General features: G+C 49.5%; 25 protein-coding genes. 11 read left to right on the plus strand and 14 right to left on the minus strand.

Features of this window, described 5'->3' with window-relative positions; translation table 11 throughout:
• Positions 1-439: 439 nt before the first annotated feature.
• From K384_RS07055 to K384_RS07065, 3 genes are all read right to left on the minus strand, one after another.
• Positions 440-2185: a S8 family serine peptidase gene (locus K384_RS07055; protein WP_084147149.1), complete on the minus strand. Its 1746-nt coding sequence runs from the start codon at positions 2183-2185 to the stop codon at positions 440-442.
• Positions 2139-2846 (minus strand): hypothetical protein, encoded by a 708-nt coding sequence (locus tag K384_RS07060; protein ID WP_211245230.1) that lies wholly within the window; start codon positions 2844-2846, stop codon positions 2139-2141. The genes K384_RS07055 and K384_RS07060 overlap by 47 nt, the downstream gene beginning before the upstream one ends.
• 68 nt (positions 2847-2914) lie before the next feature.
• A complete protein-coding gene (locus K384_RS07065; RefSeq protein WP_169737627.1) occupies positions 2915-3745 on the minus strand; it encodes a universal stress protein in 831 nt (276 codons plus the stop codon).
• Positions 3746-3846: 101 nt separating this feature from the next.
• On the opposite strand from K384_RS07065, the gene K384_RS07070 reads away from it, so the two are divergent.
• From K384_RS07070 to mscL, 3 genes are all read left to right on the plus strand, one after another.
• Positions 3847-4746 carry an ABC transporter ATP-binding protein gene (locus tag K384_RS07070; protein ID WP_038030781.1) on the plus strand — a complete coding sequence of 300 codons (900 nt, stop codon included), beginning with the start codon at positions 3847-3849 and terminating at the stop codon, positions 4744-4746.
• Between the two features lie 26 nt (positions 4747-4772).
• A complete protein-coding gene (locus tag K384_RS07075) occupies positions 4773-6104 on the plus strand; it encodes an ABC transporter permease (RefSeq protein WP_038030783.1) in 1332 nt (443 codons plus the stop codon).
• Between the two features lie 109 nt (positions 6105-6213).
• Entirely contained in the window at positions 6214-6609 is a 396-nt protein-coding gene (gene mscL, locus K384_RS07080) for a large-conductance mechanosensitive channel protein MscL (RefSeq protein WP_038030785.1), read from the plus strand.
• A 52-nt stretch (positions 6610-6661) separates the two neighbouring features.
• Here mscL and K384_RS07085 read toward each other — a convergent pair whose 3' ends face one another.
• Positions 6662-7069, minus strand: a complete 408-nt coding sequence (locus K384_RS07085; RefSeq protein WP_038030788.1) for a hypothetical protein — start codon at positions 7067-7069, stop codon at positions 6662-6664.
• 196 nt (positions 7070-7265) lie between these two features.
• Here K384_RS07085 and K384_RS07090 point away from each other — a divergent pair, with 196 nt between their 5' ends.
• The 4 genes from K384_RS07090 (at position 7266) to alr (ending at position 11980) form a co-directional block, all read left to right on the plus strand.
• Complete coding sequence (locus K384_RS07090) at positions 7266-8135, plus strand: universal stress protein (protein ID WP_038030789.1); 870 nt, start codon at positions 7266-7268, stop codon at positions 8133-8135.
• Positions 8136-8227: 92 nt separating this feature from the next.
• Positions 8228-9697 carry a sodium:solute symporter family protein gene (locus K384_RS07095; protein ID WP_038030790.1) on the plus strand — a complete coding sequence of 490 codons (1470 nt, stop codon included), beginning with the start codon at positions 8228-8230 and terminating at the stop codon, positions 9695-9697.
• Entirely contained in the window at positions 9675-10817 is a 1143-nt protein-coding gene (locus tag K384_RS07100; RefSeq protein ID WP_038030791.1) for an amidohydrolase, read from the plus strand. Before K384_RS07095 ends, K384_RS07100 begins: the two co-directional genes overlap by 23 nt.
• Positions 10814-11980, plus strand: coding sequence for an alanine racemase (gene alr / locus K384_RS07105; RefSeq protein WP_316928916.1), 1167 nt, complete (start codon positions 10814-10816; stop codon positions 11978-11980). Before K384_RS07100 ends, alr begins: the two co-directional genes overlap by 4 nt.
• A 5-nt stretch (positions 11981-11985) precedes the next feature.
• On the opposite strand, the gene K384_RS07110 is transcribed toward alr, so the two are convergent.
• Positions 11986-13245 carry a hypothetical protein gene (locus tag K384_RS07110; RefSeq protein WP_038030887.1) on the minus strand — a complete coding sequence of 420 codons (1260 nt, stop codon included), beginning with the start codon at positions 13243-13245 and terminating at the stop codon, positions 11986-11988.
• A gap of 160 nt (positions 13246-13405) precedes the next feature.
• Here K384_RS07110 and K384_RS07115 point away from each other — a divergent pair, with 160 nt between their 5' ends.
• Entirely contained in the window at positions 13406-14626 is a 1221-nt protein-coding gene (locus tag K384_RS07115) for an ABC transporter permease (protein WP_038030792.1), read from the plus strand.
• A 233-nt stretch (positions 14627-14859) separates the two neighbouring features.
• Entirely contained in the window at positions 14860-15669 is an 810-nt protein-coding gene (locus K384_RS07120; RefSeq protein ID WP_038030794.1) for a T9SS type A sorting domain-containing protein, read from the plus strand.
• A 64-nt stretch (positions 15670-15733) separates the two neighbouring features.
• Here K384_RS07120 and K384_RS07125 read toward each other — a convergent pair whose 3' ends face one another.
• The 7 genes from K384_RS07125 to K384_RS07155 form a co-directional block, all read right to left on the minus strand.
• Positions 15734-16888 carry an ABC transporter substrate-binding protein gene (locus K384_RS07125; protein ID WP_038030796.1) on the minus strand — a complete coding sequence of 385 codons (1155 nt, stop codon included), beginning with the start codon at positions 16886-16888 and terminating at the stop codon, positions 15734-15736.
• A gap of 85 nt (positions 16889-16973) precedes the next feature.
• Positions 16974-18749, minus strand: coding sequence for a membrane protein insertase YidC (yidC, locus tag K384_RS07130; protein WP_038030797.1), 1776 nt, complete (start codon positions 18747-18749; stop codon positions 16974-16976).
• A 167-nt stretch (positions 18750-18916) separates the two neighbouring features.
• Positions 18917-19525, minus strand: a complete 609-nt coding sequence (gene nqrE, locus K384_RS07135) for an NADH:ubiquinone reductase (Na(+)-transporting) subunit E (RefSeq protein ID WP_038030799.1) — start codon at positions 19523-19525, stop codon at positions 18917-18919.
• A 16-nt stretch (positions 19526-19541) separates the two neighbouring features.
• The gene (locus tag K384_RS07140; RefSeq protein WP_051633212.1) at positions 19542-20210 is read right to left on the minus strand and encodes an NADH:ubiquinone reductase (Na(+)-transporting) subunit D; all 669 of its coding nucleotides are present in this window, start codon (positions 20208-20210) and stop codon (positions 19542-19544) included.
• Positions 20211-20214: 4 nt separating this feature from the next.
• On the minus strand, positions 20215-20943 hold the full coding sequence (nqrC, locus tag K384_RS07145) for an NADH:ubiquinone reductase (Na(+)-transporting) subunit C (protein WP_038030801.1): 729 nt from the start codon (positions 20941-20943) through the stop codon (positions 20215-20217).
• Positions 20930-22150 carry an NADH:ubiquinone reductase (Na(+)-transporting) subunit B gene (locus tag K384_RS07150; protein ID WP_038030803.1) on the minus strand — a complete coding sequence of 407 codons (1221 nt, stop codon included), beginning with the start codon at positions 22148-22150 and terminating at the stop codon, positions 20930-20932. The genes nqrC and K384_RS07150 overlap by 14 nt, the downstream gene beginning before the upstream one ends.
• A gap of 6 nt (positions 22151-22156) precedes the next feature.
• Positions 22157-23533, minus strand: coding sequence for a Na(+)-translocating NADH-quinone reductase subunit A (locus K384_RS07155; protein WP_038030806.1), 1377 nt, complete (start codon positions 23531-23533; stop codon positions 22157-22159).
• 149 nt (positions 23534-23682) lie between these two features.
• Here K384_RS07155 and bamE point away from each other — a divergent pair, with 149 nt between their 5' ends.
• The gene (gene bamE / locus K384_RS07160) at positions 23683-24081 is read left to right on the plus strand and encodes an outer membrane protein assembly factor BamE domain-containing protein (RefSeq protein ID WP_051633213.1); all 399 of its coding nucleotides are present in this window, start codon (positions 23683-23685) and stop codon (positions 24079-24081) included.
• A 74-nt stretch (positions 24082-24155) separates the two neighbouring features.
• Complete coding sequence (gene miaE / locus K384_RS07165; RefSeq protein ID WP_038030809.1) at positions 24156-24737, plus strand: tRNA-(ms[2]io[6]A)-hydroxylase; 582 nt, start codon at positions 24156-24158, stop codon at positions 24735-24737.
• 104 nt (positions 24738-24841) lie between these two features.
• Here miaE and K384_RS07170 read toward each other — a convergent pair whose 3' ends face one another.
• Together K384_RS07170 and K384_RS07175 are read right to left on the minus strand one after the other, a co-directional pair.
• Positions 24842-25177 carry a tRNA-binding protein gene (locus K384_RS07170; RefSeq protein ID WP_038030812.1) on the minus strand — a complete coding sequence of 112 codons (336 nt, stop codon included), beginning with the start codon at positions 25175-25177 and terminating at the stop codon, positions 24842-24844.
• Positions 25178-25258: 81 nt separating this feature from the next.
• A complete protein-coding gene (locus tag K384_RS07175) occupies positions 25259-25660 on the minus strand; it encodes a CBS domain-containing protein (RefSeq protein WP_038030815.1) in 402 nt (133 codons plus the stop codon).
• Positions 25661-25723 lie beyond the last annotated feature (63 nt).

Here is a 25723-nt window from a genome sequence, read left to right on the forward strand (position 1 = left end):
GACCTGCATCTCCTGCATTCTTCTTAATGCAATTATAAGAAACATTTTTTAAACATGCAAGAAGTTACGAAAAAAATTTTACCGTTGCCGGCAACGAAGCTATGAAATCCTCTTGCATACAGACAGTCCGAGGCAGAATATCCATAGCAAAAACCTCATTCGCCTTGCGAGTTCAAGATGGCAAGCCGTTTGTTATCGGGCATCGCCCTTTATCGTTTCAACTATCCCTTTTGTCATTTCGAGCGCAAGCGAGAAATCTCTTTTGACTTCTTTCGGCTTGGTGTGATGAGATTTCTCACTACGCTGCGCTTTGTTCGAAATGACAGCTTGCCCTTACGCCCCCTTCGAAATGGCAGCCTGTGCTTGCATCACGCTTGTCTCGGTACGGCAAGAGGGTAACTTCCCCATGGAAGGAAACTGCCGGCGATTGCTTTTTGCTCTATTCTACCACCAGGCGTTGTGTCAAGGGGGAATATCCGGCTATGTTCACTCTTACCAGATAGGTGCCGGCAGGCAACTTGGACTCTTTACGGTTGGGGGCAATGCTGCCGAAGTGAGCTACCCTGTGGAACCATCGTTCCATTACCACTTCTCCGCCGCTGCTTATGATTTGTACATGCGCCTGTTTGCCGCGAAGGTCCTTGCCCCATTCAATGAAAATGACATCTTCACGCCGGTCGTAAGGGTTGGGGTAAATGCGGAAGCCACCGTCGGGAAAATCATAGTTTCTACTGCGCAAAATGTCTTTTTCTATTACTTCGGCAGCGCGCTGTGCGTGTGGTATACCATAGCCATAAGTATGGTCAGGTGATGAGCTGCGGTCGCCCGACAAGCGCACGGCCGTGCGCAGTTGGTCGATGGTCAGTTGGGGGTAGGCCTCATAGAGGCAGGCAATCATGCCACAAACAGTGGGTGAAGAAAAAGAAGTGCCGTTGGAGAGGCCTACAAAGCCATTTTTGACCACAGAGGTGCGGTAGCCTAATCCTACTACGTCAGGTTTGATATTGGGGATAAAATTAGCGCCTTTGGAACTGAAATAAGCAATGTTGCCTTGGGCGTCAATAGCCCCAATAGCCAACGTGGTGGGGCTGTCGGCAGGTGTCGTGATGTATTTCCATAGGCTGTTGCCCTCATTGCCGGCGCTGTTGACTACCAACATGCCCACTTCGGCTGCCATATTGGCAGCCCGGGTAATGAGTGCTGTTTTGCCGTCGAGTTGCTCGGCAGAGTAGTTCATATTGGGGTCGTCAAATACACTATATCCCAAAGAAGAGTTGATGAGGTCGGCGCCCAAGCTGTCGGCATATTCGGCAGCCCGCAGCCAATTATATTCTTCAAGACGGTACTCGCTTGAAACGTCTTCGGTGCGTAGCAGGGCATAGGAGGCTGCCGGAGCGCTGCCAATCATTTCGCCGGGTTTGTAGGCAGCCATGCAGGAGAGCACCATGCGACCGTGCGAATCGTCTTCATACACCGATTCTTCACCTATCACAAAGTCGTAGGTGGCTACAATGCGGTTTTCTTCGAATAGGTGTTGAAAAAAGTCAATTTCATCTACATTGTGAAAACCGGTATCGAAAATGGCAATAAGAACACCTCTGCCCATTTTGCCTTGCATGTGTAAATAAGGGACGCCTATCAATTGATTTTGGGCGAGGGCTTGTCCGTATTCGGCAAGGTGTCGGGGCGGGGTGGGGCTTTCCACAGAGGCAGAAGCACTGCGCTGTTTTTGCTTACGCACCTTGGCCAAGCCGGGAGGGTCAACTGTCTCGCCGGGTTTGAGATAGTCAATGCCTTCGAGGTCAACAAAAGTAAGTTTTTGTATTTCGGTCAGTTGGTCGTCGGTGCAGGCTACCACCACACCATTTAGCCATTTGCTTGCGTAGCGCACGCGTGCACCTGTATTTGCCACCTGTGCTATATAATCGGGCGATACCGGCAGGTCCCTTTCCGTAATGGGGATGCCCATTTTTTTGCGCCGCTCGAGAGCACGCTGTGAGAGAAAGGCTTCCGGGTGTTTCACACTGTAGGGCGTATTTTTTTTGTCGGTAAAAGGAATGAAATAATAAGTAAGGTTAGGGTCGCCCTGGGCATGGGCTGTCCAAGCGGCAAGCATACAATACAGTCCCAAAAAGACACTAAGGAACGGAAGCCCCTGCTTGTTTCTCCATCGCTTGCTTTCCATAATCCACTAATTTAAAATGAACGATAAAGCCGAAATCTATCACGCCTTGCCCGGTATAAGGCGGGTCTGTTTTATAACGCAGATTTTCTTCATAACTTTCTATCATACCAATATCCTTGCCATAGTAGCGGTAGCTGTATTCTTTAGTGACGAGGTTGGAGTCGGCTGCTTCCAGCACACGCAAGGCAGGACTGTATTGGACGCCTTCTACCAACCGGCTGACATTGAAAGAGTCAATACGGGCAAGGCGTTCGGGCAAGCTGTTATACACATTCATATTCCAACTTCTGCCTTGTTCCAAAGGGAAAGCAAGACGCACAAAAGGGCGGTTGTTTTCAACCGATACCACATGCTGCGGAAGACGGTAGGCTGCCCATACGGAGTCTATTTGCCAGCTGCCGTTGGGGTATTGGTTCGATAAATAACGCTCTATTTCAAAGATGGTATCTTGTTGTTCTGAAAGATAGGTGCGGGCAATCAACTCTTTCAAATAGTAAGTGCTTTGGGTTGTACCGCCATTGGAGGCATAGTCTGTGCGTTCTACCAAATAAATGCGATAGAAGCCCGTTTCCAGGGGGTAATAATCATAGCCCAGCAAAGCGGGGACGGGTTCCACCGTCCGCTCGCATGCTGAGCACCAAAGCAAAACAATAGCTGTCAAAAGAAAAAAACGCTTTTGTCTCATTCAATGAAAATATTGAATTGTGTTAAGCCATAATATACAAAATTTTACCGATTGCTGCGAAATGCCAAGACAGGAATGGGCGAGTGCATCACGACTTCTTTGGTCAAACTGGGTAAAAACAGTTTTTCCAGGAAGCTGCGTTTGTGTGTCAGCATGGCCAATAAGTCAATGTTTTCTTTTTCGGTAAATTCATTAAGCCCTTTGTCAAAGTCTTCGGCTGTTACTTTATGTACATAAAGATGCGGGTAAGCAATGCGTTCTTTTAGAATTATCTCAAATCCACGATAACGGATGAGCTCTTCAAAATCATCGAATTCGGGCTCTACAAAATGCACAACATGAATCTCGGCGCCAAATATGAGTGCAAACTCGCGCAGGCGGTCAATGATTTCTATGTCGTGAGATTCGTAATTGCTGGCATAAGCCAGGCGTTGAATCTGCGAGATGCGTGCTTGCGCGGGCACAGCCAGCACAGGGCAGGCAGCATGGTTAAGCACGGCCGCGGTGGTGCTTCCAAAGACTACATTTTCAAAATCCGAAGTGCCTTTGGTGCCCATGACAATCAAATCGAAATCCCAGGATTGATGAGTAATGTAGTTTTTTACATCGCCCCGGTGCGACACGGTTTCTACGGTCAATTGAGGGTGGGCTTGCTTGATTTTAGCTTGCAAGTCCGCCAAGTTCTTTTCTGAATCTTCTTTCAGTACTTCATAGATTTTATTCGATGCCATCATAGACTCACTGGTGCGGTAGGGAATGTGGTAGGCATGAAGCAAGATAAGGGAAGCACCGGAGCGTTGAGCTATGAAAACGGCAAAGTCCAATGCTTTTTGTGCGTGCTCTGAAAAATCGGTGGGTACCAATATTTTTTTCATGGTTTGTACTATATTTAGTTTTTCTTTAAAGATAATGAATCGAGCGGTATGTAAGCAATGACCAAGCTCAAAAAACGTTTTTTTAAACAAAAAGTGCATCTATGACTTTATTGCAAGCAGAACACATCAAAAAAGCATATGAGGGGCATGTAGCCCTTGACGACGTGTCGCTAACGGTGCCCCATGCTTCTATTGTAGGCTTGTTGGGACCGAATGGCGCCGGCAAAACTTCTTTAATTCGCATCATCAATCAAATTATTCTGCCCGATGCCGGCCGGGTGCTTTTTGATGGGCAGCCTATGGAAAGGCAGCATTTGGAACAAATGGGGTATTTGCCCGAAGAGCGGGGGCTGTATAAAAAAATGCAGGTGGAAGAGCATTTGTTGTATTTGGCTCGTTTAAAGGGGCTGCCGGCCAAAGAGGCAAAGCAAAGAATCAGGCATTGGCTGGAGCGCTTCGAACTGATGAAGTGGCGCAATAAGAAAGTGGAAGAGCTGTCGAAGGGAATGCAGCAAAAGGTGCAATTTATTGCTACGGTGCTGCACCGCCCGCGCTTGGTGATTTTAGATGAGCCCTTTTCGGGCTTCGACCCCGTGAACGCCGAAATAGTCAAAGATGAAATCTTAGAGCTGAACCGGCAGGGCACAACCATTATGCTTTCCACACACCGCATGGAGTCAGTTGAAGAGCTCTGTAAGCATGTGGTGATGCTGCATGCTTCGCGAAAAGTGTTGGATGGTTCGACGCGCAAAATTCGCCGGCGTTTTAAGGAACACGTGTTCGAAGTACACATGGCTGCCGACATAGAAGCCTTGCCGGAAGGCTTTAGCCTGTTGGATAAAAAAACGGTAGAAGATGGCTTGTGGGCGTACCGCATTCAGGGAGCGGAGCATTTGCCCCCCAATGACCTATTGCGCTTTCTTATCGATAAGGGGCAAGTGATTCACTTCGAAGAGGTGCTGCCTTCCATGAAGGACATCTTCATTAAGTTGGTTTCTTAGTTTACGACTCAAACAAATACAAAGATATGTTAGGAAAAACAGGCATAGTTATTCATCGCGAATTTAGCACACGTGTGCGCACCAAAGCTTTTTGGATATCCACCTTTTTGACCCCTTTGCTCATTGTGGCTTTGATGGTCCTGCCGCCGGTGTTGTCCATGATGTATGCCGACTCGGAGGGGGAAGCATTGCGCGTGATGGTGCTCGATGAAAGCAACTTGCTGCAAGGGCAAATCGATACCTCCAAAAGCCTTGTTTTCAATATCATAGAAGGTGATTATAAAGAACGTGTCGCGCAATTCAAGGAATACGATAAAGCCGACGTGTTTGTGTATCTGTCTGTCCGGCCCGCAGAGCCGGCACAGCCGGAGGTGAAAATCATTTCTAAAAAAGCACTTTCGTTAGCCGAAGAAAGCAGCATTGTGAAAGCCATTCAGCAGCGTATAGAAGAAATCAGACTGTTGGAAGCGGGTATTCGCGAAGAGGTGCTTGCGCAAAGCAAGGTGAAATTGCGGGCTCATACGCTGGTGCTTTCCAAAGAAGGGGAGGAAAAGGCAGCCAATTCCGGTGTGCTTTTTGGCATAGGTATGTTTCTTTCATTTGTGATTTACCTTTCTATTTTCATCTATGGCGCTCAGGTGATGCGGGGGGTTATCGAAGAAAAGACCAACCGCATTGTAGAAGTGATTATTTCCACTTTGCGCCCCATAGAGCTGATGATGGGCAAAGTATTGGGCATTGGCTTGGTAGGCTTGCTTCAGTTTGCTTTGTGGATAGTGCTCACCATTGTGCTGGTGCAGGTGGCCACGTTCCTGATGCCTGCCGAATGGACAACCGCCATGCAGAACAATGCACAGGGTGGGGGCGCAGCCATGCCCGAAGCTTCGCAAGTAGCTGCCGGGGGCATGGGGGCTGTATTCCAAACCATCATGGATTTGAACATAGCACAGGTGGTATTCGGCTTCTTGTTTTACTTTCTGGGCGGCTACTTTTTGTACAGCTCTCTGTTTGCCGCAGTGGGGGCTGCCGTAGATAGCGAATCTGACGCGCAGCAGTTTACTTTGCCGGTTACCATACCTTTGATTTTGGCTTTTATCATGGCTCAAATCGTGTTGAATCATCCCGACGGGCAGTTGGCTTTTTGGTTGTCCATGATTCCGCTTACTTCGCCCATTATTATGGTGGTGCGCTTGCCCTATGGAGTGCCGGGCTGGGAGCTGATTACGTCCATGGCTTGCATGGTCGTAGGCTTTTTGCTGGTTACGTGGCTGGCAGCCCGCATCTATCGCATCGGGATTCTTTCTTATGGTAAAAAGCCGTCTTATAAAGACTTGTGGAAGTGGATGATAAGAGGGTAGGCAAAGCCCGCGGCTTTCTTTTGTCGCCTTTTGCCGGGAACACTTGCCGTGAATGCTACGTATGTAGTCGAAAACAGAAGAGTATCATTTGCAATAAAAACAATACGCTATGCTTAAAGAATTCAAAAAATTCATCATGCGCGGCAACGTGCTTGACCTGGCTGTTGCCGTCATTATTGGGTCTGCTTTCAATAAAATAGTGAGCTCACTGGTCAATGACCTGTTGATGCCGCCCATTGGCTTGTTGCTGGGCAATACCAATTTTGCCGATTTGAAGTGGACGCTCAAGGAGGCTGCCGGTGAGCAGGCTGCCGTTACGCTTAACTATGGGGCTTTTATACAAACCGTTGTGGACTTTCTTATCATTGGTTTTTCGGTGTTTGTGATAGTAAAGGTTTACAATCGCTTTCAGAAAAAAGAAGAGAAGGCAGCCCCACCGCCCAAACCTTCCGAAGAGGTGTTGCTGTTGCGTGAAATACGGGATGCTTTGAAGAATAAGGCATAAAAAAGGGGGATGGTTAGCCATCCCCTTCTTTTATGAAAAGTAGTTGCATTACTTAATGCACATCTGCGCCCGTAAGCTCTTTTTCAAGTGCATCTGCTTTCTGGGCTATTTCAATGATGATATCCTTAATGATGTCGCGTGTAGCATGCTCTACAAGCAGAGAGGCTGCCAACTGAATGTAACCGTCTTGAATAATGACCTTGGAATAAACCAGTTCACGGTTTACTTCCAAGCAATGCCGGTAGTCTATGCCGGGCGCATCTGCATCACACACGCGGGAAGCAAATTCAATGGTTTTACTTCCATTCCCATTGTCGAGCAGGTAGGTCGTAATGTTTTGATAACGCCCTTCGTCTAAGGGAATGGTCGCAATAATGTTGTTGTCTGAATAATCGAGCGTGTTTCCGTTCAACTCTTCGGTGATGCTGCGTATGGTTCTTTCTAATGTTGCCTTGTCCATAGTTCTTTAAAATTTTAGGTTTAGGGAAAATGAGCGAATCTCTTTTTTTAATTTTTCTACGTATTCTAATGTAATAAAAATTAAGGAATTGTGCAAATGGATAATTGAATGAAAATTTATTTCTTTTTCTTATCCGGTTAAGAAGAGTTTCTCTTCTTTTTATTAAATTCCAAAGAAAGCCAAAAGGTAAATGCTTATGTTGAAAAAAATACTGGTTCCGACCGACTTTTCAGATTATGCCACACATGCCCTGAGGGGGGCATTTCGCTTGGCAGAAAACACCGGTGCCGAGGTCATTATTTTGCATGTGCTGGAGGTGGTGCCTACTACTTTTTACGCCCCTTCCGTTTTTACCACCGAGCACAACTTGGTTGAACAGGAGCTGCATCAGCACATGGTAGAGCGGGCGCATGATGAACTCAAGCGTATCTTGGCAAAGATGGGCGAGGAGAAACAAAAAGTAGCCCACCGGATAGTGGTGGAGGTGGGGCGTGCCTACCCCATCATTATGGAGTATGAGAAAGAAGAACAGCCCGACTGTATCATGATAGGCGGGCGAGGCGCCGATGCTTTGGAAGGCACTTTGATTGGCTCTACCACCGACAAGGTAGTGCGCCATGCTTCTTGTCCTGTGTTTGTGATTAAGAGCGACTTTGACCCGCAGCGCGTGCGTAAAATGGTTTTTGCTACCGGCTTCGATGAGGAATCGGAGGTGGCCGTGAAAGAGTTGAAGTACTGGCAGGAAGTGTTGAAGGCAGAACTGCTGTTGTTGCGTGTGAATACGCCTACCGACTTCATGACCAGCCGGGAGATAGAGCAAGCCTACCGCCGCTTTATAGAGCACTATGACTTGCACGCCGGCCTTCATGTGTATTGTGATGTGAGTCAGGACGAAGGCATTGTGAACTTTGCAGATGATGTGCAGGCAGATTTGATAGTGGTGCCTACACATCAACGTCGTGGTATCTCGCATCTTTTCCTGGGAAGTATTGCCGAAGATGTGGTAGAGCATGCCCACCGCTCGGTGCTTACCTTTAACTTGAAAAAACGGAAGGGGCACCATTAGTCATACAGCAAAGCGTTGTCGCTGCCAAGGTTGATTTGCATAGCTCGGCTTTTTTTGTTACCCAATAAAGAGAAACCAAAAACAACCTTGGCATGCATTGGATTGATATCACTATTTTTTGCTTGTATCTTTTGGCTATGTTGGGCGTGGGCATTTACTTTTCCATGCGCAACCACTCACAAGAAGATTATTATGTGGGCGGGCGAAAGATTGCTTCCTGGCATATCGGTCTGTCGGTGGTGGCTACCGATGTGGGCGGTGGCTTTTCCATAGGACTGGGCGGGCTGGGTTTTCTCATGGGCTTGGCCGGCAGCTGGATGCTTTTTACCGGCTTGTTGGGCGCATGGCTCAGCGCCGTTTTTTTGATTCCCAAAGTGTATCCGGTAGCTAAAAAACACCGTTTTTTGAGCTTTCCCGAGGTGTTAAAGCACTACTACACCCCTGCGGTGGCATTGGTGGCGGCAGCCATTTCTTTGATAGGCTATATAGGGTTCACCAGCTCGCAGATATTGGCGGGCGCCAAGCTGGCCGCAGCTACTTTCCCTTCTATAGACATGCAACAGGCCGTATGGCTCATGGGCAGTGTTGTGGTGGTTTATACCGTCTTGGGTGGGCTGAAAGCAGTCATTTATACCGACACGGTGCAGTGGATTATTTTGATGGCCGGACTGCTGCTGTTCGGTATTCCTTTGGGCATCTATCATCTGGGCGGCTGGCAGCAGGTAGTCAAAACACTGCCCCCACACTTTATGGATTTGTCGAATCTGCAGTTTATCGATTTTTTTAACTGGCTGATTACCATCGTGCCCATTTGGTTTGTGGGCATGACACTCTATCAACGTATTTATGCGGCTCGCAGCAGGCAGTCAGCCCAAAAGGCATGGTTTATTGCCGGTTTGTTTGAATGGCCCTTGATGGCTTTCATGGGCGTGATGCTGGGATTGTTGGCACGGGCAGCCTATGAGCAAAATTGGTTTGCTGATTATGGATTTGCTGCCGGCATGCCTATCGACGAAGAAATAGGGTTGCCCTTGTTGCTTGTACACGTTTTCCCGGTGGGCTTTATGGGCTTGCTGATGGCTTCTTATTTTTCTGCCATTATGTCCACGGCTGACAGCTGCCTGATGGCTGCTTCGGGCAACTTCGTCACCGATGTGATGGGGAGCACCCAAGCCAAAGAGCATAAACACAGCATCCGTTATTCGCAGTTGGCTACCTTGCTGATAGGGGCGTTGGCTGTTTTTTTAGCCACCCAAATGCAAAATGTGCTCAGCTTGATGCTGCATTCCTACAGTTTCATGGTTTCGGGCTTGCTGGTACCTGTTTTGGGCGCCTTGTTCTTGAAGCGTCCGTCTTCTTTGGCGGCCATGGTGTCTATGATTCTGGGCGGTTCAACCACGCTGCTGCTGTCCTATTTTTCTGAAGCCGGCATGTTATTACTACCTTGGGGGTTGGATGCCAACTTTTGGGGAATTGGCGTGGCAGCACTTGCCTTTATTCTTTTACATTTCATTCACCTTTCAAAGCACAAAACACCACATGAACAGTATCGACACCACTAAGCTCATCCGTATGCGGCGTATGCTGCATGCACACCCCGAACTGTCGGGGCATGAGTGGGAAACACAAGGACGCATCAAGCAGTTTTTAAATACAGAGACACACGCACAATGCATAGACGTAGCCGGTACCGGCCTGTTGGCTGTTTTTGATAGCGGCAAAGAAGGGCCTGTCGTGCTTATTCGCGGCGATATAGATGCCTTGCCTATCGAGGAAATCAATGATTTTGAGCACCGCTCTGTCTATGAGGGCGTATCGCATAAGTGTGGACACGACGGGCACACAACCATCTTGTTGGGCTTGGCTATGCAGTTGAGCGCCCGGCCCTTGCCTAAGGGAAAGGCACTGCTGCTCTTTCAGCCGGCAGAAGAGAACGGAATGGGGGCAGAGGCAGTATTGCGTGACCCGGCTTTTCCTGCCGGTGAAATAGATTACGTCTTTGCATTACACAACCTGCCCGGCTTCGAAAAGCAAATGGTAGTTGTCAAAGAAGGGGCTTTTACTGCCCATGTGCAAAGTGCCATCATTTGTTTGAAGGGAAAAACTTCGCATGCGGCAGAACCGGAGCATGGCATCAATCCTGCCCCCGCCATAGCTGCCCTGTTACAGTATGCACAGCAGCACACCCATAACGAACCCGCCGCCGATGACTTTTTTTTATTTACCCCCGTCTATGTCACCTTGGGGGAAAAAGCCTACGGTATTTCGGCAGGTTATGGTGAAGTGCATTTGACTTTAAGAAGCTGGTCTTCGGAGCTCATGGAGGAAAAAAGCGATGCTTTACATGCTTTTGTAAAGCAACTGGCTGCTGCCCATGGTTTGAAATATGAGCTGTCCTGGACGCAGGTGTTTCATGCCAACCATAACCATCCCGGCGCAGTGGCAAAGGTGCGGCAGGCAGCGCAAGTAGCCGGGCTTCAGCTCATGCAAGCGGCGGTGCCTTTCAAATGGGGTGAAGACTTCGGTTTGTTTACTCGTCGCTACAAAGGTGCTATGTTTGGCTTGGGCGCCGGCAAGGAAACGCCGGCTTTGCACAATCCGGATTATGACTTTCCCGATGAGTTGATACCTGCCGGCGTGGCTGTTTTTGAGCAGATCGTCCGTCAAACAGTGGGCTTATGATGCCGGAAGCCACTTCTTATATAGAGATTTCGCGCTCTGCCATAGCCAACAACATGGCATTTATACGGAACATGATAGGCGAGCACGTACAGCTTTCTTTGGTGGTGAAGGGCAATGCCTATGGGCACGGCATTGAAACCTATTGCCCCTTGGCTTACGAGGCGGGCGCCAGACATTTTAGTACCTTCGACGCCCGGGAGGCTTGGCAGCTGCAACAGTCTTTGCCGGCAGGGCATCAGGCTGTCATTATGATTATGGGGATGATAGAGCACCACGACCTGCCTTGGGCCGTAGAAGAAGGTATAGAGTTCTTTGTTTTTGAATGGGGACGGCTGGAAGCAGCCCTTGTCGCAGCTAAAAAGACGGGACGGGCTGCCAAAATACACGTAGAGGTAGAAACGGGCATGCACAGGACAGGCTTCGAACAAGAGGAGCTCAAGCGTGTTTTTCGTTTTATCAAGGCGCATGCCGCGTATTTACACTTGCGGGGCGTATGCACGCACCTGGCAGGCGCCGAAAGTATTGCCAACTATAAGCGCATAACCGACCAACAAAAGCGGTTCAAAAAAATAAAAGCCTGGGTAGAGTCTTTGGGTTTTTCGCCTTCTCCTGCTTTTCATATGGCAAGCTCGGCGGCTACTATCCGTTATCCCCGGACGAGGCTCGATATGGTGCGCGTGGGCATCATGCAATATGGCTTTTTTCCCACGGAGGAAATATGGGTGCACTATTTGAGCAAACAAAAGAGCTACGAAAACCCCTTGCAGCGGGTCATTAGCTGGAAAAGCCGCGTGATGGATATCAAAGATGTGAAGACCGGTGAGTTTATCGGATACGGCAATTCTTTCTTTACCAATAAACCCACACGCATAGCCATTGTGCCGGTAGGCTATGGCTATGGCTACAGTCGCTCGCTCAGCAACCGGGGAAAGGTGTTGATTGGGCAAATCCGCTTAGATGTGGTGGGTACAGTGAACATGAACATGATAGCCGTGGATGTAACCCCTTTGGATAAGGTGCAAAAAGGGCAGGAGGTCGTGCTCATAGGCAAGCAGGGCACGCAAGAAATTACTGTTGCTTCCTTAGGCGATTATAGCCGCTTGCTTAATTATGAACTATTGGTACGCTTGCCCCACAGCATTCCCCGCCGGGTTGTGGACTAAAAGCCTTAAGTCTTTTTCTTCTTTTTCTTGGCAGCAGGAAAGAGCACATTGTTCAAGATGAGACGGTAACCGGGTGAATTGGGATACAGGCTCAGGTCGGTAGGCTCTTCATACACAAAGTGCTGATAATCTTCGGGGTCGTGCCCACCGTAAAAGGTCCAGAAGCCTTTGCCATATACGCCGTGAATGTAACGGGCTTCGCCGATGGCTTTGTTTTCGCCCATGATGACTACATCCGGTTTAATGAGCTGCTTTTTGTAAGCGGTGGTTTGTCCCATAAAACCTTTGATGACATGCACGTGATTTTGTGTAAGCATGGTAGGCACAGGGTCCCATTTGGCAGAGAATTGAAAGAGCGTAAAGTAATCGTTTTCTTCGGTTACGCCACGCTCGTAGCTTTGATTGTCTATGTTCGAATACTCATACTGATAAGGGTTCATCACCAGGGTAAAGTTGTGGAACGCAAAGCAGTTTTCGAAATGGAGCTTCGATTGGGCATTCGGGTCGGCCGGGTCCCCGTCATACATCGACTCGCAGATATCGACCCCTTCGGCTGCCAGTGCAATGTCGTAAGTATCGGTAGCCGAGCACATGGCAAACAGAAAGCCACCGCCGGCCACATACTCGCGAATGCGCTTGACCACTGCCAGCTTGAGCTGCGACACCTTCTTAAAGCCATAGCGGCGGGCAGTAGCTTCAAATTCTTTCTGTTGCTGAATGTACCACGGTTGGTTACGGTAAGCCGCGTAGAATTTGCCGTATTGCCCGGTGAAGTCTTCATGATGCAGGTGCAGCCAATCGTATTCCACCAGCTTGTCTTGCATGACTTCGTCGTCGAAGATGACGTCATACGGAATTTCGGCATACGTCAAAACCAAGGTGACGGCATCGTCCCACGGTTGTTTGCTTTTGGGTGAATAGACGGCAATTTTAGGGGCTTTTTCCAGCTTCATCACATCCATATTGACATCGGGCCGGCTAATCAACGCAACGATTTCGTTGTATTCGGCTTCCGATATGATGCGGTAGCTTACATTGCGCGACAGCAGGCGGTTCTCCACGGCGGTGGCAGCCGGCAATACGAAACTGCCGCCTTTGTAGTTGAGCAACCACTCGATTTCAAACCCTTGTGCCAGCACCCAGTACGCAACGCCGTAGGCTTTCAGGTGGTTCTTCTGTGTTTCGTCCATGGGCACAAAAATGCGGTTGGCGTAAGCAGTGGTTTGAAACAACAGCAGACATACCCACAAAAGCCGGCGCACCATACGATGATTGTATAAAGAAGACAAGCGTATTATCATTGCTTTTTATTTTTTACAAAAGAATATATCATTCCTTTAAATTAGAGCGTTCTGTTTGTAAAAACAAGGCATACGGTTCGAAAGTTTATTTTTAAAGTGGTCATTGTAAAGCATACATGATTTTATGGAAAAGATTGAATACATCCGGGAAGCCATTCGTTCTGTGTTGAGCAACCGCCTGCGGGCTGTGCTTACGGCATTGATTATAGCCATTGGCATTACTGCCCTGGTCGGAATACTGACGGCCATCAGCGCCATCGACAACTCGGTAAACAGCAATTTGGCTTCTTTGGGCGCCAACTCTTTCACCATCAATACAGAGAACAACCGGCGGGGGCGTGTCAGAAAAGTAGCTGAACCCCTGCGTTATCATGAAGTGGTGCAGTTCGAGGAAATGATGAAAGATGAAGGCACGGTGGCTATTTCCACGGTGGTGTCTTTTTCAGCCGAGGCGAAGTACCGCTCTCAAAAGACCAATCCGAACATACAGGTGATAGGCGCCAATGCCGCTTATCTGAAACAGCAGGACCTGCGCACAAGCAAAGGGCGCTTGTTTACCGGGCAAGAAATGGAAAGTGGGCGCTATGTGGCTTTGATTGGCAGCGAAATAGCCAAAACCCTTTTTGGCAGGGAGGACCCCGTCAATAAAAATATACGCGTATTGGGGCGCAGCTACAAGGTAGTGGGGGTGCTCGAATCAAGAGGCAGCGACATGGGGGGCGGGTCGCTCGACCGCGGCATCGTCATTCCGCTTACCAACGCACGCATTCTTTTTACCTCCGAGCCTATTTTTACCGTAACCGTGCAGGTCTATCACCCCGAACGCTTCGAGTCGGTGATGGCGGAAGCCGAAATGCTAATGCGGCGTATTCGTAACGACCGCGTGGGCGCGCCTTCCTCCTTCCAAATAGAGCGTAACGAAACGCTGGCAGAAGAGCTTTCTGAAATTACGGGCTATTTAAGCATTGGCGGGGGCGTGATTAGCTTCATCACCCTTTTGGGCGCGGCAGTGGGCTTGATGAACATTATGCTGGTATCTGTGACCGAGCGCACGCGCGAAATAGGAACACGCAAAGCCATTGGGGCTACCCCGCGCCAAATACAATGGCAATTCTTGCTGGAGGCCATTGCCATTTGCCAGCTGGGTGGACTTGCCGGCATCGTGATGGGCTTGCTGATAGGCAATGGTGTAGCACGCCTGCTGGAAATCGACACCTTTGTAGTGCCTTGGGGGGCTATGTTGTTGGGGGTAACCGTTTGTGTGATTGTGGGAGTTGCGGCCGGCTTTTATCCTTCCTATAAGGCTTCGCGCCTGGACCCCATAGAAGCCCTACGTTACGAATAAGTTGGATGTAAGTATATAGCCTTGTATTTCAATACTTCCCCAAAGCATAAGAAAAACAATAAAGAATCATTTAATGTAGGTACAGTTTTTGTAGCCATTCCCGGAGGGCATTGCTAAATTTGTACAATGAAGAAGTGTAAGATACTTGCTTGAGAATAATTTTTTTTTCTTATTTGTACAAATGCAATAAATGCTTAAAAAGTAAAGCTTTATATTTTGATTCTATAGGATGAATGGCTGATATCGTGTTACACTGCCGGTTTTTAATAGGGGGATTGCTACTTTGGATAGCCACATTTTCCTTTGCCCATGCACAGGAAAATGTATCATTTACCGTAAGTGGAACTTACAAAGGGCGCAACATATATGTGCAGAACCCTTTCACCCCCGACCGCAGCCGCTATTGTACCCGGGCGGTTTATGTAAACGACCAACAAGTGTTGGTAGAGCCGCGCGCTTCTTCTTTTGAAGTGGACTTGTCTTCGGTGCCTATGAACAGCCCCGTTATCATCAAGATAGTGCACACACAGGGCTGCAAGCCCAAAATCATCAATCCCGATGCCATCCGGGGCGATGCCGACTTCCAGTTTGTAAGCTACTCGGTCGATGAAAACACTTTGCATTGGACTACCGCCGGCGAGACGGAAAACAGTACCTATTATATTCAAAAGCTTGTAAACAACAACTGGCTGACGGTGCGCATCATTACGGCGCGCGGTAGCAATGGTGAAGGTAGTTATACCGTGCCGGTGCAACACCATACAGGTGTGAACCGTTACCGCATCCGCCATCAGGAGCGCGACGGGCGTGTGTATTACTCACCGGAGTTGATCTATCGCAAAAGTGCCGAAGAGGTGCGTTTTTACCCGAAAAATGCCAGCACCAAAATATACTTTACCCAGTCGGTTCCTTATAAAATCACCGACGTAAAAGGAAATGTGCTACTGCAGGGGAATGGCAAATTTGTGGATATAAGCAAGCTGCCACGCGGGGTATATGTGGTACATTTCGGTAATAAAACCGACCGTTTTTTAAAGAAATAAACTTATCAAGTGTATATGAAAGAAGGGGCAAGAGAACAAGGCTTTTGCCCCTTCCTTTTTTGTTTTAGGGCAATTGCTCGTAGTATTTCCACCGGTGGGCAGGTAAGAGGTAGGGGTGCAGTGCCTTGACCATGTCGGCAAGAATGATATGAGGCTCTACCACGCCCTGTTCCCAGTAATCATTGCCGCCGGCAGGCGAAAGGCGGCGTGTCCGGTTATATACACGCCCTGTTTGCCATGCTTTGAAATCTTGCAAGCGTGGGTCGGCAGCAGCTATTTCTTCGCGGCTGCGTGCTTGTCCGGGATGCAACCACACATCGGCTTCCATGCCGGCGCGGTATGCTTCTTCAAAGGCTACCGGCAAGCTGCCTGCTTGGGGAATCGACTGCCAGTAATACTTGCCGCCGGCATCCTGTATGAATTGAGCCATGAAGCTTTGCCCGCCGGCTACATACCACTGCCCACGGAAAGGCAAGCCGGTAATGACCAAAGGGCGCTCGTTGGGGGCGAGGTGCCGCGCTACCGAATCGCGTAAATGCTGATAGGCTTGGGCGGCTTGTTCAAAGTATTGTTGCGCTTTGGATAACTTACCGCTAAGCACCCCGAATAGCTTAATCCATTCGGCTTGTGCCAGCGGATGGGTTTCCATCCATTCGAGAATTGGGATTGAGTGCACCCCCAAGCGGGCGAGTTTTTCTTTTTCGGCTGCTTTAAGCGGTGCGGACACCAGCAACAGTTGACAATGTTGGGCGACGGCTTCGAGCGGAAGGGCTTCGTCCTGCAAGATGAACAACTTGCCTTCTGCTGCCATTTGGCGCAAGGAGGCATCAAACACATAGGCAGTGTCCGGAATGGCGCTTAAAAACGGGGGCTGAGCTACACCCAAGGCACGTAAAAAACCTATATGAGTGGTAGAGCGCACCCCTATGTGCTGCAGGGGCAATTGTATGAATGGCAGCTCGCGGTATGCCGCCGGCACTTGGGTGCGGTAAGAGAGCACGTAACGCAGGCGTTCTTGCCCGGCACTGCTGTCGCCAATGCTAAGCAAGTAGGTTTGAGAATCCACGCTTTCGATTTGAAAGTGTGCGTAGCGTATGTCCACGGACGGAAGAGAATCCCCGCCGGCCTGCTGCTCTGTGGGCTTCTCTGCGGGCGTGCACTGCCACAGTCCCAATAAGCTCAGGAAGCAAAGTGCAAAATGATAAAGGTGATGTTTCATGTTTTTACGGGTTTTGGTGCAGGGCGTATAATAAAAAGCCACCCTTGAAAAGACAAGGGTGGCGCTTGATAAAGACCAAACAGCCTTATTTTTTCTTGCTTTGCTGGGCTTTACGCATGGCTTCTTCCAGGCGCTTCTGGAAAGAAGACTGCTTGCCGTTGCCCTTTTGCTTTTTCTTGTTTTCTTCCAAGATGGCACGAATTTTTTCATCATCCACAAAGCGGCGAATAACCAGCTGCTGCCCAATGGTGATGACGTTGGAGCAGAAGTAGTAGAAGCTCAGGCCGGCAGGGTAGGAGTTCAGCACAAACATAAACACGATGGGCATGAAATAACCCATGTACTTCATGGGACCGGCTTGGCTGCCAGCTGTGTTTTGGCTGCTATAATAGGCATAAGCGATGCTTGAAAGGGTCATCAGCAGGGTGAACAAGCTGACATGGTCGCCATAGAAAGGTATGCTGAAAGGCAAATCAAGCACAGAGTCATAAGTAGAAAGGTCGTCTGCCCATAAAAATGCTTCTTGGCGCAGTTCTATGGCATTGGGGAAGAACATGAACATGGCAAACAATATAGGCATCTGAAGCAGCATGGGCAGGCAGCCACTCAGCGGATTCACGCCCACTTGCCGGAACAGTTCCATCTGCGCCATTTGCAGCTCTTGCGGGTCGCTGTATTTTTCTTTGAGTGCCTGTATTTCGGGCTGCAATACTTTCATCTTGCCCATTCCTATGTATGAGCGATAGGTGAGCGGGAAGAGTGCCGTTTTGATGATCAGCACCAACAAGATGATGATGAGGCCGTAGTTATCTATGAACTGTTCGAAGAAGTTGAAAATAGGGATAATCACGTAACGGTTGATCCATCGGAACAGCGCCCAGCCCAAATAAACGTTCTTTTCGAAGTCATAGCCCACTTTGGACAGAATAGGCACCTTGTTGGGACCAAAGAACAGTTGAAAATCAAGTGTGCTTAGCTTGTGGGGGCTTTCCCAGCGCATGCCGTAATGCTTGACGATGGGGCTGTTTTCGTCGGCGGGTGGCGCCACAAACAGCGCTGCTTTTTGAAAGCTTGCAGCAGGATGAATGACCGCCGCACTGAAGAACTGCTGTTTGAAGCTGGTCCACACAACAGGCGCTTCCACGGTCTCTTCTTCCGGCTCTGAACTGATTTCATTCAGGCCGTCGAAGCCGTCTTCGGTCGTATAGTAGTTGACAGTTGCTTTGTTGCGGCTGAGTGTTACGTCTTTTTCCGTATTGAGCATGCTGGCTTGCCAATCGAAGGTCATACCTGCCAACAGCTCGTTTTCAAGCCCTTCGGCTCGTAAGGTGTAATCTATGAGATAAGGCACATCTTGGCGGAAGCGGTAGGTCTGTATGATACGCTTGCCTTCGCCCAAAGCTGCTTCTAATACAAGCTCTTGAGCGTCTTGTTTTTTCACGGTATAGGTGAGCTGTGCCAAGTCGAGTGCGCCATGACGTGTATTTACAATCAAGTGGCGTTTTTGATGCTCGGGGCGCAGCAAATAAAGCGGTTCGCCGGCATAAGTTTTGAATCTCTTCAGCTCCACAAGCTGCGGATAACCGCCCTGCGTGCTCATTTGAATACGCAGCACCTCGTTTTCAAATACGATTTCTTGCGGCTCCGCATCGGTGGTTTGTGCACTGCGGAAGGCTTCGGGAACGAGGGGTGATGCCTGTCCGGTGGGAGCAATGGAGTCGGCGGCAGGCAATTGTTCGTTGTTTTCTACCCGGATGGTATCAGCTGGGGGCATTTCCTCCGGTGGAGGGGCTATGTATTGAAAATACACAAAGGTGAGTACAAAAATCAGTACCAAGCCGATAAACTGGTTTCTATCCATAATGATTTTTTCTTGTTACTAAAAACTCGCTGCAAAGATAGGGAATTCGCTGTAATAAGCTATGAAATGAAGGCAGTGTATGCGTGTGCGGGCAAAAGAGAAAGGCAGGGAAGCATTTATCCCTGCCTTTGCTTGATATTACTGTAATGACTAAGTCAAGCGATTTTTTAGAAGCCGGCAAAGCTCAAGAAGCCGAGTGCCATCAAGCCCACCAAGATGAAGGTGATACCCAAGCCACGCAAGGGGGCAGGCACATTAGAGTATTTCAGGCGCTCGCGGATGGCAGCCAAGGCTACTACTGCCAAGAACCAGCCAAAGCCGGAGCTGATGCCGTACACGCTGGCTTCGGCAAAGTTGAACTCTTTGCTAATCATGAACAGGCCACCGCCCAAAATAGAGCAGTTTACGGCAATCAAAGGCAAGAAAATACCCAGAGCCGCATACAATGAAGGCGATACCTTTTCAATAATCATTTCGAGCAGCTGCACAAAGGCGGCAATCACCGCAATGAAAACGATGAAGGTAAGGAACGAAAGGTCAACAGAAGCCAGCGCTTCGATGCCGGTCCATTTAAGTGCCCCTTCTTTCAAAATAAACTCATAAATAAGCCAGTTGAGCGGAGCCGTGATGCCCAACACGAAGGTAACGGCCAAGCCCAAGCCCACGGCGGTTTTCACCTTCTTCGATACAGCCAAGTAGGAACACATGCCCAGGAAGTAGGCAAATATCATGTTCTCTACAAAAACAGAGCGTATTGCTAATCCGAATAAATCCATAGTTGTTGCGTGTTTTTTAAGCTTCTTCTACATAACCATTGCGCCATCTTTGCACCCAAATCACGATGCCCAAGGTAATGGCAGCCCCGGCAGGTATCATCATCAAGCCATTGCCGGGATAAGACAAGCCGATGGCTTCGAATACCTTGTAGCCGAACAAGGAGCCGGAGCCCAGCAGTTCGCGGAAGAAAGCCACTATCACCAAAATGACCCCGTAGCCCAAGCCGTTGCCGATGGCATCGAGCACAGAGGGCCAAGGCTTGTTAGCCAAGGCGAAGGCTTCCAGGCGTCCCATCACAATACAGTTGGTGATGATGAGCCCCACGAATACCGAAAGCTGCTTCGATACATCGTAAGCGTAGGCTTTCAGCACTTCGTTTACCAGGGTTACGGCCGTAGCCACCACAGCCAACTGCACGATGATGCGGATACGTGCCGGAATGGTATTGCGAAGCAAAGAGATGAACAAGCTTGAAAAAGCCATAACGGCAATCACCGAGATGGCCATTACCAGAGCCGGTTTTAGCTGCACGGTCACCGCCAGTGCCGAGCAAATCCCCAATACTTGCACCGTAATAGGGTTTTTGGCATCCAAGGGGTCGGTGATGAGCTTGCGGTTTTTGGCAGAAAACAGCGGCTCTTTCTCTTGTATTGCTACTTCTTTTTCTTTTACGTCGGTGCTCATAGTTTTAAGCGTTTTGGGTTGTACGTTTGCTACGCAAGAAGCGCTCGTAGGCTTTCATGTAATCGTAAATCATTTGATTGACGCCCTTGCCGGTGAGCGTGGCCCCCGACATGCCGTCCACCTTGTGGGGGTCGTTGGCGTAGGCTTCGTTGCCTACTTCGCCTTTTTGCATTTCTACCCCTACGATTTCGTCTTTTTCATTGAAGATTTTCTTTCCTACGAAACGCTTTTGCACTTCTTCGGTGGTGATGCGGGCACCCAAACCGGGTGTTTCGCTTTTGTGGTCGAAGTTCACCCCTACAATGGTGTTCATGTCGGGTGCCAAGGCTATATAGCCCCAGATGGCATCCCACAGTCCGTTGCCATACATGGGCAGCACATAAGCCACCACTTCGCCCTGCTCGTTGCTTACCTCATAAACGGGCAACAAGCGCTCTTCCACGGGCTTTTTGAACTCCTTGGCTATCTCTACGGCTTCGGCATCGACGCCGTCCACCACTTCGCCGTTATGGTTGACTACGTAGCTTTTTACTCTCTCTTCGTAGAGTTTCTGCACGTCAGACCATTGGGCAAGGTCAAGCCCGGCGGTCTTCAGTATGATGGTCTTGCGTTCTATCTCCTGATTGGCTTTTTGCTTGGGCTTCAAGCTCTCGGAGGTGAAAGCCAGCAGGGCGCCGCAAATGGCTGTCAGAGCAGCGGCATAAATGACGAGGTATAAGTTAGACTGTCGCACGGCTTAATCTTCTTTTTTTGTTTGCTTCTACTACATAAAAATCAATCAGCGGAGCCATTACGTTCATAAACAGAATGGCCAACATGATGCCTTCGGGATAGGCGGGGTTCAATACCCGGATGAGGATAGTGATGACCCCAATCAGAAAGCCATAAATCCACTTGCCTGTTTCGGTGTGGGCTGCCGACACGGGATCGGTAGCCATGTAAACGATACCGAAAGCCAGCCCACCCATCACCAGGTGATAGTGCGCAGGCATGGCCATGTAGGCATTCGAAGCAATGGCATTGAAGAAAAGACCGGTCAGGTAGGCACCGCCAAAGGCACTCACTATGATTTTCCAGCTTCCTACGCCGGTAGCTATCAAGATGAGGGCACCAATCAAGCACATCAGCGTAGAGGTTTCACCTATGGAACCGGGAATGGTGCCCAAAAACATGCTTTTGAAAGTGAACATGCCACCCATGTAGTCATTCAGGGCATTCACCACGCTTTCGGCAGAAAAGCCTTGTCCTGCCTCTTGCAGTTTGTTGGCGGTATTGGCGGCAACAGCCAAAGCCGTTTCGCCGGTGTAGCCGTCAACGGTGGCTTGGTTGCCGGTGGCTACCCAAATGCCCGAACCGGCGATGTCGGAGGGGTGGGCAAAGTAAAGATAGGCGCGTGCCGTCAGGGCTACGTTCAGCACGTTCATGCCGGTACCGCCAAATACTTCCTTACCCAACACCACGGCAAAGGCGGTAGCTACTGCCACTTGCCACAGAGGAATGGTGGGGGGCACCACCAAAGGAATCAACATGCCGGTTACCAGGAAGCCCTCGTTTACCGAGTGCTTGCGGAGGCCGGCAAAAGTGAACTCTATACCAAGCCCTACCACATACGATACGATGATGATGGGAAGGGTTTTTTCCAAACCGAAGAGGAACTTCTCCCATCCGCTCATGGCTATGCCGGTAGCCAGTGCTTGCTGATGCCCTACGTTCCACATGCCGAAGAGCAAGCAGGGTATCAAGGCTACGATGACCGTGACCATCATGCGTTTGAGGTCCATGGCATCGCGCACATGCACCTCATGGCGCGGGCCGGTCGTGTGGTTAGGCACAAACAGGAAGGTCTCGAAGGCGTCAAAGACGGGATGCAAAGAGGCAAACTTACCGTCTTTCTCAAAGAGAGGCTTGATTTGATCAAGCTTTTTTCTTAGCCACATCATAGTTTATTAGCTATTTAATAAGGTTTCAATTCCGTCACGTAAAGTCTTCTGCATTTTTTGTTTCGAGGGATCGATGAACTCACACAAGGCAATGTCTTCCTCTATGACTTCATAAATCCCCAGTGCTTCCATGTTGTCCAGGTCATTGGCAAGGCAAGCCTTCAGCAGGAATTCCACATAAATATCCATGGGCAACACCTGCTCATAGATGCCCGTTTGCACAAAGGGGCGCTCCTCGCCGTGATAGTTGGTGTCCAGCACATACTCTTTTTTGGGGAAGAGGGCAGACAACATGCCCAAACCGCGATGGAAGCTCAACGAGCGGGAGGTTTTGGAGGTAGGCAGTATCCAGCCCATGAAATCATAGTAGTTGCCTTCGGGGATGACGGTTACTTGATGATGATAAAAGCCCAAGAAACCGTCGAGGCTTACCTTCTCACCGGTGAGCACATTGCCCGAAATGATACGCACTTCGTGCTCGTCGCGGGTGAGATTGCCTTGCAGGAAAGGACGCAGTTGCGCGCCGCGATACGTCTTATAATATTGGGGGGCGGCTACTTCCGAGCCTGTCAAAGCAAAGATGGTAGTAGCGTCGTAAATACCTTTTAAGAAAAGCTTTCCGATTTGCGCTACCCCGTGCGGATGCACCGTCCATACATATTCGCCTTTGGCTATGGGCGCCAAATGATGGATATGCACCCCTACATTGCCGGCCGGGTGTTTGCCTTCGAAGTAGTTGATTTCCACCCCTTGCAAGCCACTCAATACTTTCGAAGGATTCTTTGCCGGCAGGCTCAGATATACCTTGCCGTCGGTGAGTTTGCGCAGGGCTTCGATGCCGGCTTGCAAGGCAGCCTCTTCGCCTTGCAGCAGCATGTCGTAATCAGGCGCCAGCGGTGCCGTGTCGAAGCCGGAAATAAAGATGGCTTTGGGCGTATGCTCGGGATGGGCAATCAAGCCGAAGGGGCGCTCTATGATATTGGCCCACACCCCGCTCTTGGCCATGAGGTCAATCACCTCCCGGCGGTTGAGCTTGCCTATTTCATCGAGCTTGTAGGTGGGATACTGCTCGTACTCGAGCGTCTTATCGGCAAGAATCTTGATTTCGAGCGGGAAACGGCGTTCACCGCGCTTCACTTCAATGACCTCACCGCTTACGGGGGCTGCCAGCATCACCGTGGGGTTCTTCTTATCGAAGAAAATGGGTGTGCCCGCTTTTACACGCTCGCCTTCTTTTACCAGCACTTTGGGTCTGGTGATGTGATGGAAGTCGGTGGGCTTCAGAGCATACACATCGGCCGAAATGTCTTGCACGAGCTTATCGCCCGCCTTCCCTTTCAGCCGTATATCAAACCCTTGTTTGAGCTTAATTGTCTTGGACATAGTCGCTATTTATCAAGGTTACAGTTTGAATTCAAAGCATCGCAAAATTAAGCCTTTTTTTATTAAATAAAACCCATACGGCATTTTATTCAGCCCCATATCCAACACTTTGCTTTATTTTGTGCTTTTAAAATAAAAATTGCGAAAATATGCATGGAAACCTTCGCTTGCTCTCTGTCATAAAAATACTGTGCATGCTTTTTGTTTGGGCAGGAAGTGTAGCCTGCCGCATGGAGCTGCCCCACCTTGAAGGCTTCGACCGCACTGCCTGGGTGCAGGACCCCAAAGGCTGCCAAAACCGGCGCCTCGCTTTCGAGACAGCCCTCGCCAAACAACTCGACAAGCTCGAGGGCTTGCGCCCCGAACAGGTCAAGCGTTTGTTGGGCAAGCCCGACGGCGTGCGCCTCTACCGGCGGGGGCAGTATTTTTACATTTATTACCTTGAAAAAGGCGGGCAGTGTGACGAAACGACCACCAAGCAGGGCAGACGTCTCGAGCTGCGCTTCTCTTCGCTCGACAAAGTCAACGAAGCGGTCATCTTGCATTGAGGCGGGCGCCGCCGTTTTCGAAGTGCTGCCCGGCAAGCCCTTTTTTCTTATCTTTGCATCAAAAACAAGGCTTTATGTTGGGATTGAAACTACCGACCGACCCCCGTTGGGTGAACATCGCCGAGAAAAGCATTGAAGAAATTCTGATTGACCACGCCTATTGCGAGCAAAAGGCGGCTTCTTCTTGCATCAGCTTGATTGTGAACTACCCGGACAAGGAGAAGATAGTGGAGGTGCTCACGCCCGTGGTGGCCGAAGAGTGGGCACATTTCGAGCGTGTGTTGGAAGAGATGCGCAAGCGTGGCATCAAGCTGGGACCCCAGCGCCGCGACGAGTACGTGGTGCGCCTGCATGAGCTTATCCGCAAGGGCGGGGGGCGTGAACGCCGTCTGATGGACCAGCTTCTGGTGAATGCCCTCATTGAAGCACGCAGCTGCGAGCGCTTCCGTTTGCTTTCGGAAAAGCTCTCTGACCCCGGGCTGCGCAAGTTCTACTATGAGCTGATGGTGTCGGAAGCCAACCACTATGTGAATTTTGTGAATCTGGCAAAGGAATACAACCCGGAAGCAGAGGTGAAGCAGCGCCTGCAGGAGATGCTGGAAGCCGAAGCCGAAATAATGAAAAGCCTGGAACTGCGTGGCGACCGTGTGCATTGATGCCTCGCACAAGGGCAATACCATATTTTTTTAAAAGGCAGTATTCCGGCTGCCTTTTTCTTTTTTTACTCGAAAAGTACTGCTTTGCATCTCTTGAAAAAAGACTATCCTATGCGTAAGCCGTTTTTTACCGGGAAGTCGGGACGCAAAAGCACTACGTCACCTTCTTCGCCCATGACACCCAAAACCAAGCACTCGCTCATGAAACGGGCAATTTGCTTAGGCGGAAAATTGACCACTGCAATGACCTGTCGCCCTATCAGTTCTTCCGGGCGGTAGCGTCGCGTGATTTGCGCAGAAGAGCGGCGCTCGCCCAGCTCCCCGAAATCTATCCATAACTTATAGGCTGGCTTGCGGGCTTCTGCGTTCACTTCGGCACGTGTGATGGTGCCTACGCGCAAGTCTATTTTTTCAAAATCATCGAAAGAAATGGTGTTCATGGTCAAGGGAGTTTGGAATCCAAAATAACAAAAGGCAGGGAATAGTCCCTGCCTTCCACCTGAGCCCTTTTTAAAAAAGGCTTAGTACTGCTTTAAAAGGTACTTGATAATGTCGGTGGTGGTTACAATGCCGCATAGTTTTCCGTCTTCGGCTACCGGCAAAGCATGAAACTCTTCTTTTGTCAGTATTTCGGCTACAGTGCGTATTTCGTCCGTGGGAGCTACTGTTTTGGGGTTGGGCTTCATGATTTGCTCTATTTTAAACATGGAGAGTGTATTTTCGTCGGGCTCTTCGGTGCCGAAGCTTAGACGCATGATATCGGTCATGCTTAAAATACCGATCAACTGCTCGCCCTCCACAACAGGCAGATGGCGTATTTTTTTCTCCTTCATCAGGCGAAAGGCCGATGCCAGCGAATCATGAATGCCGGTTGTGTACACGTCTTGCGTCATGATGTGCGATACAGGTTCTCTCTTTTTCATTTTTAACTGTTGTTTTAATTTGATTGCTTATGCAGTGGCAAGCTATGGGAAGAGTAACACATG

It is taken from the genome of Thermonema rossianum DSM 10300, from assembly GCF_000426825.1.
Taxonomy (GTDB): domain Bacteria; phylum Bacteroidota; class Bacteroidia; order Cytophagales; family Thermonemataceae; genus Thermonema; species Thermonema rossianum.

What these genes read in the sequence shown, in the direction of transcription:
- K384_RS07090 (WP_038030789.1), top strand. Translation starts at nt 7,266, where the DNA reads ATGTTGAAAAAAATACTGGTTCCGACCGACTTTTCAGATTATGCCACA.
- mscL (WP_038030785.1), top strand. Translation starts at nt 6,214, where the DNA reads ATGCTTAAAGAATTCAAAAAATTCATCATGCGCGGCAACGTGCTTGAC.
- K384_RS07075 (WP_038030783.1), top strand. Translation starts at nt 4,773, where the DNA reads ATGTTAGGAAAAACAGGCATAGTTATTCATCGCGAATTTAGCACACGT.
- K384_RS07125 (WP_038030796.1), bottom strand. Translation starts at nt 16,888, where the DNA reads ATGAAACATCACCTTTATCATTTTGCACTTTGCTTCCTGAGCTTATTG.
- K384_RS07055 (WP_084147149.1), bottom strand. Translation starts at nt 2,185, where the DNA reads ATGGAAAGCAAGCGATGGAGAAACAAGCAGGGGCTTCCGTTCCTTAGT.
- K384_RS07085 (WP_038030788.1), bottom strand. Translation starts at nt 7,069, where the DNA reads ATGGACAAGGCAACATTAGAAAGAACCATACGCAGCATCACCGAAGAG.
- K384_RS07170 (WP_038030812.1), bottom strand. Translation starts at nt 25,177, where the DNA reads ATGAACACCATTTCTTTCGATGATTTTGAAAAAATAGACTTGCGCGTA.
- K384_RS07140 (WP_051633212.1), bottom strand. Translation starts at nt 20,210, where the DNA reads ATGAGCACCGACGTAAAAGAAAAAGAAGTAGCAATACAAGAGAAAGAG.
- K384_RS07095 (WP_038030790.1), top strand. Translation starts at nt 8,228, where the DNA reads ATGCATTGGATTGATATCACTATTTTTTGCTTGTATCTTTTGGCTATG.
- K384_RS07115 (WP_038030792.1), top strand. Translation starts at nt 13,406, where the DNA reads ATGGAAAAGATTGAATACATCCGGGAAGCCATTCGTTCTGTGTTGAGC.
- bamE (WP_051633213.1), top strand. Translation starts at nt 23,683, where the DNA reads ATGCATGGAAACCTTCGCTTGCTCTCTGTCATAAAAATACTGTGCATG.
- miaE (WP_038030809.1), top strand. Translation starts at nt 24,156, where the DNA reads ATGTTGGGATTGAAACTACCGACCGACCCCCGTTGGGTGAACATCGCC.
- K384_RS07110 (WP_038030887.1), bottom strand. Translation starts at nt 13,245, where the DNA reads ATGGTGCGCCGGCTTTTGTGGGTATGTCTGCTGTTGTTTCAAACCACT.
- K384_RS07120 (WP_038030794.1), top strand. Translation starts at nt 14,860, where the DNA reads ATGGCTGATATCGTGTTACACTGCCGGTTTTTAATAGGGGGATTGCTA.
- K384_RS07070 (WP_038030781.1), top strand. Translation starts at nt 3,847, where the DNA reads ATGACTTTATTGCAAGCAGAACACATCAAAAAAGCATATGAGGGGCAT.
- K384_RS07175 (WP_038030815.1), bottom strand. Translation starts at nt 25,660, where the DNA reads ATGAAAAAGAGAGAACCTGTATCGCACATCATGACGCAAGACGTGTAC.
- yidC (WP_038030797.1), bottom strand. Translation starts at nt 18,749, where the DNA reads ATGGATAGAAACCAGTTTATCGGCTTGGTACTGATTTTTGTACTCACC.
- K384_RS07150 (WP_038030803.1), bottom strand. Translation starts at nt 22,150, where the DNA reads ATGATGTGGCTAAGAAAAAAGCTTGATCAAATCAAGCCTCTCTTTGAG.
- K384_RS07065 (WP_169737627.1), bottom strand. Translation starts at nt 3,745, where the DNA reads ATGAAAAAAATATTGGTACCCACCGATTTTTCAGAGCACGCACAAAAA.
- K384_RS07100 (WP_038030791.1), top strand. Translation starts at nt 9,675, where the DNA reads ATGAACAGTATCGACACCACTAAGCTCATCCGTATGCGGCGTATGCTG.
- nqrE (WP_038030799.1), bottom strand. Translation starts at nt 19,525, where the DNA reads ATGGATTTATTCGGATTAGCAATACGCTCTGTTTTTGTAGAGAACATG.
- K384_RS07155 (WP_038030806.1), bottom strand. Translation starts at nt 23,533, where the DNA reads ATGTCCAAGACAATTAAGCTCAAACAAGGGTTTGATATACGGCTGAAA.
- alr (WP_316928916.1), top strand. Translation starts at nt 10,814, where the DNA reads ATGATGCCGGAAGCCACTTCTTATATAGAGATTTCGCGCTCTGCCATA.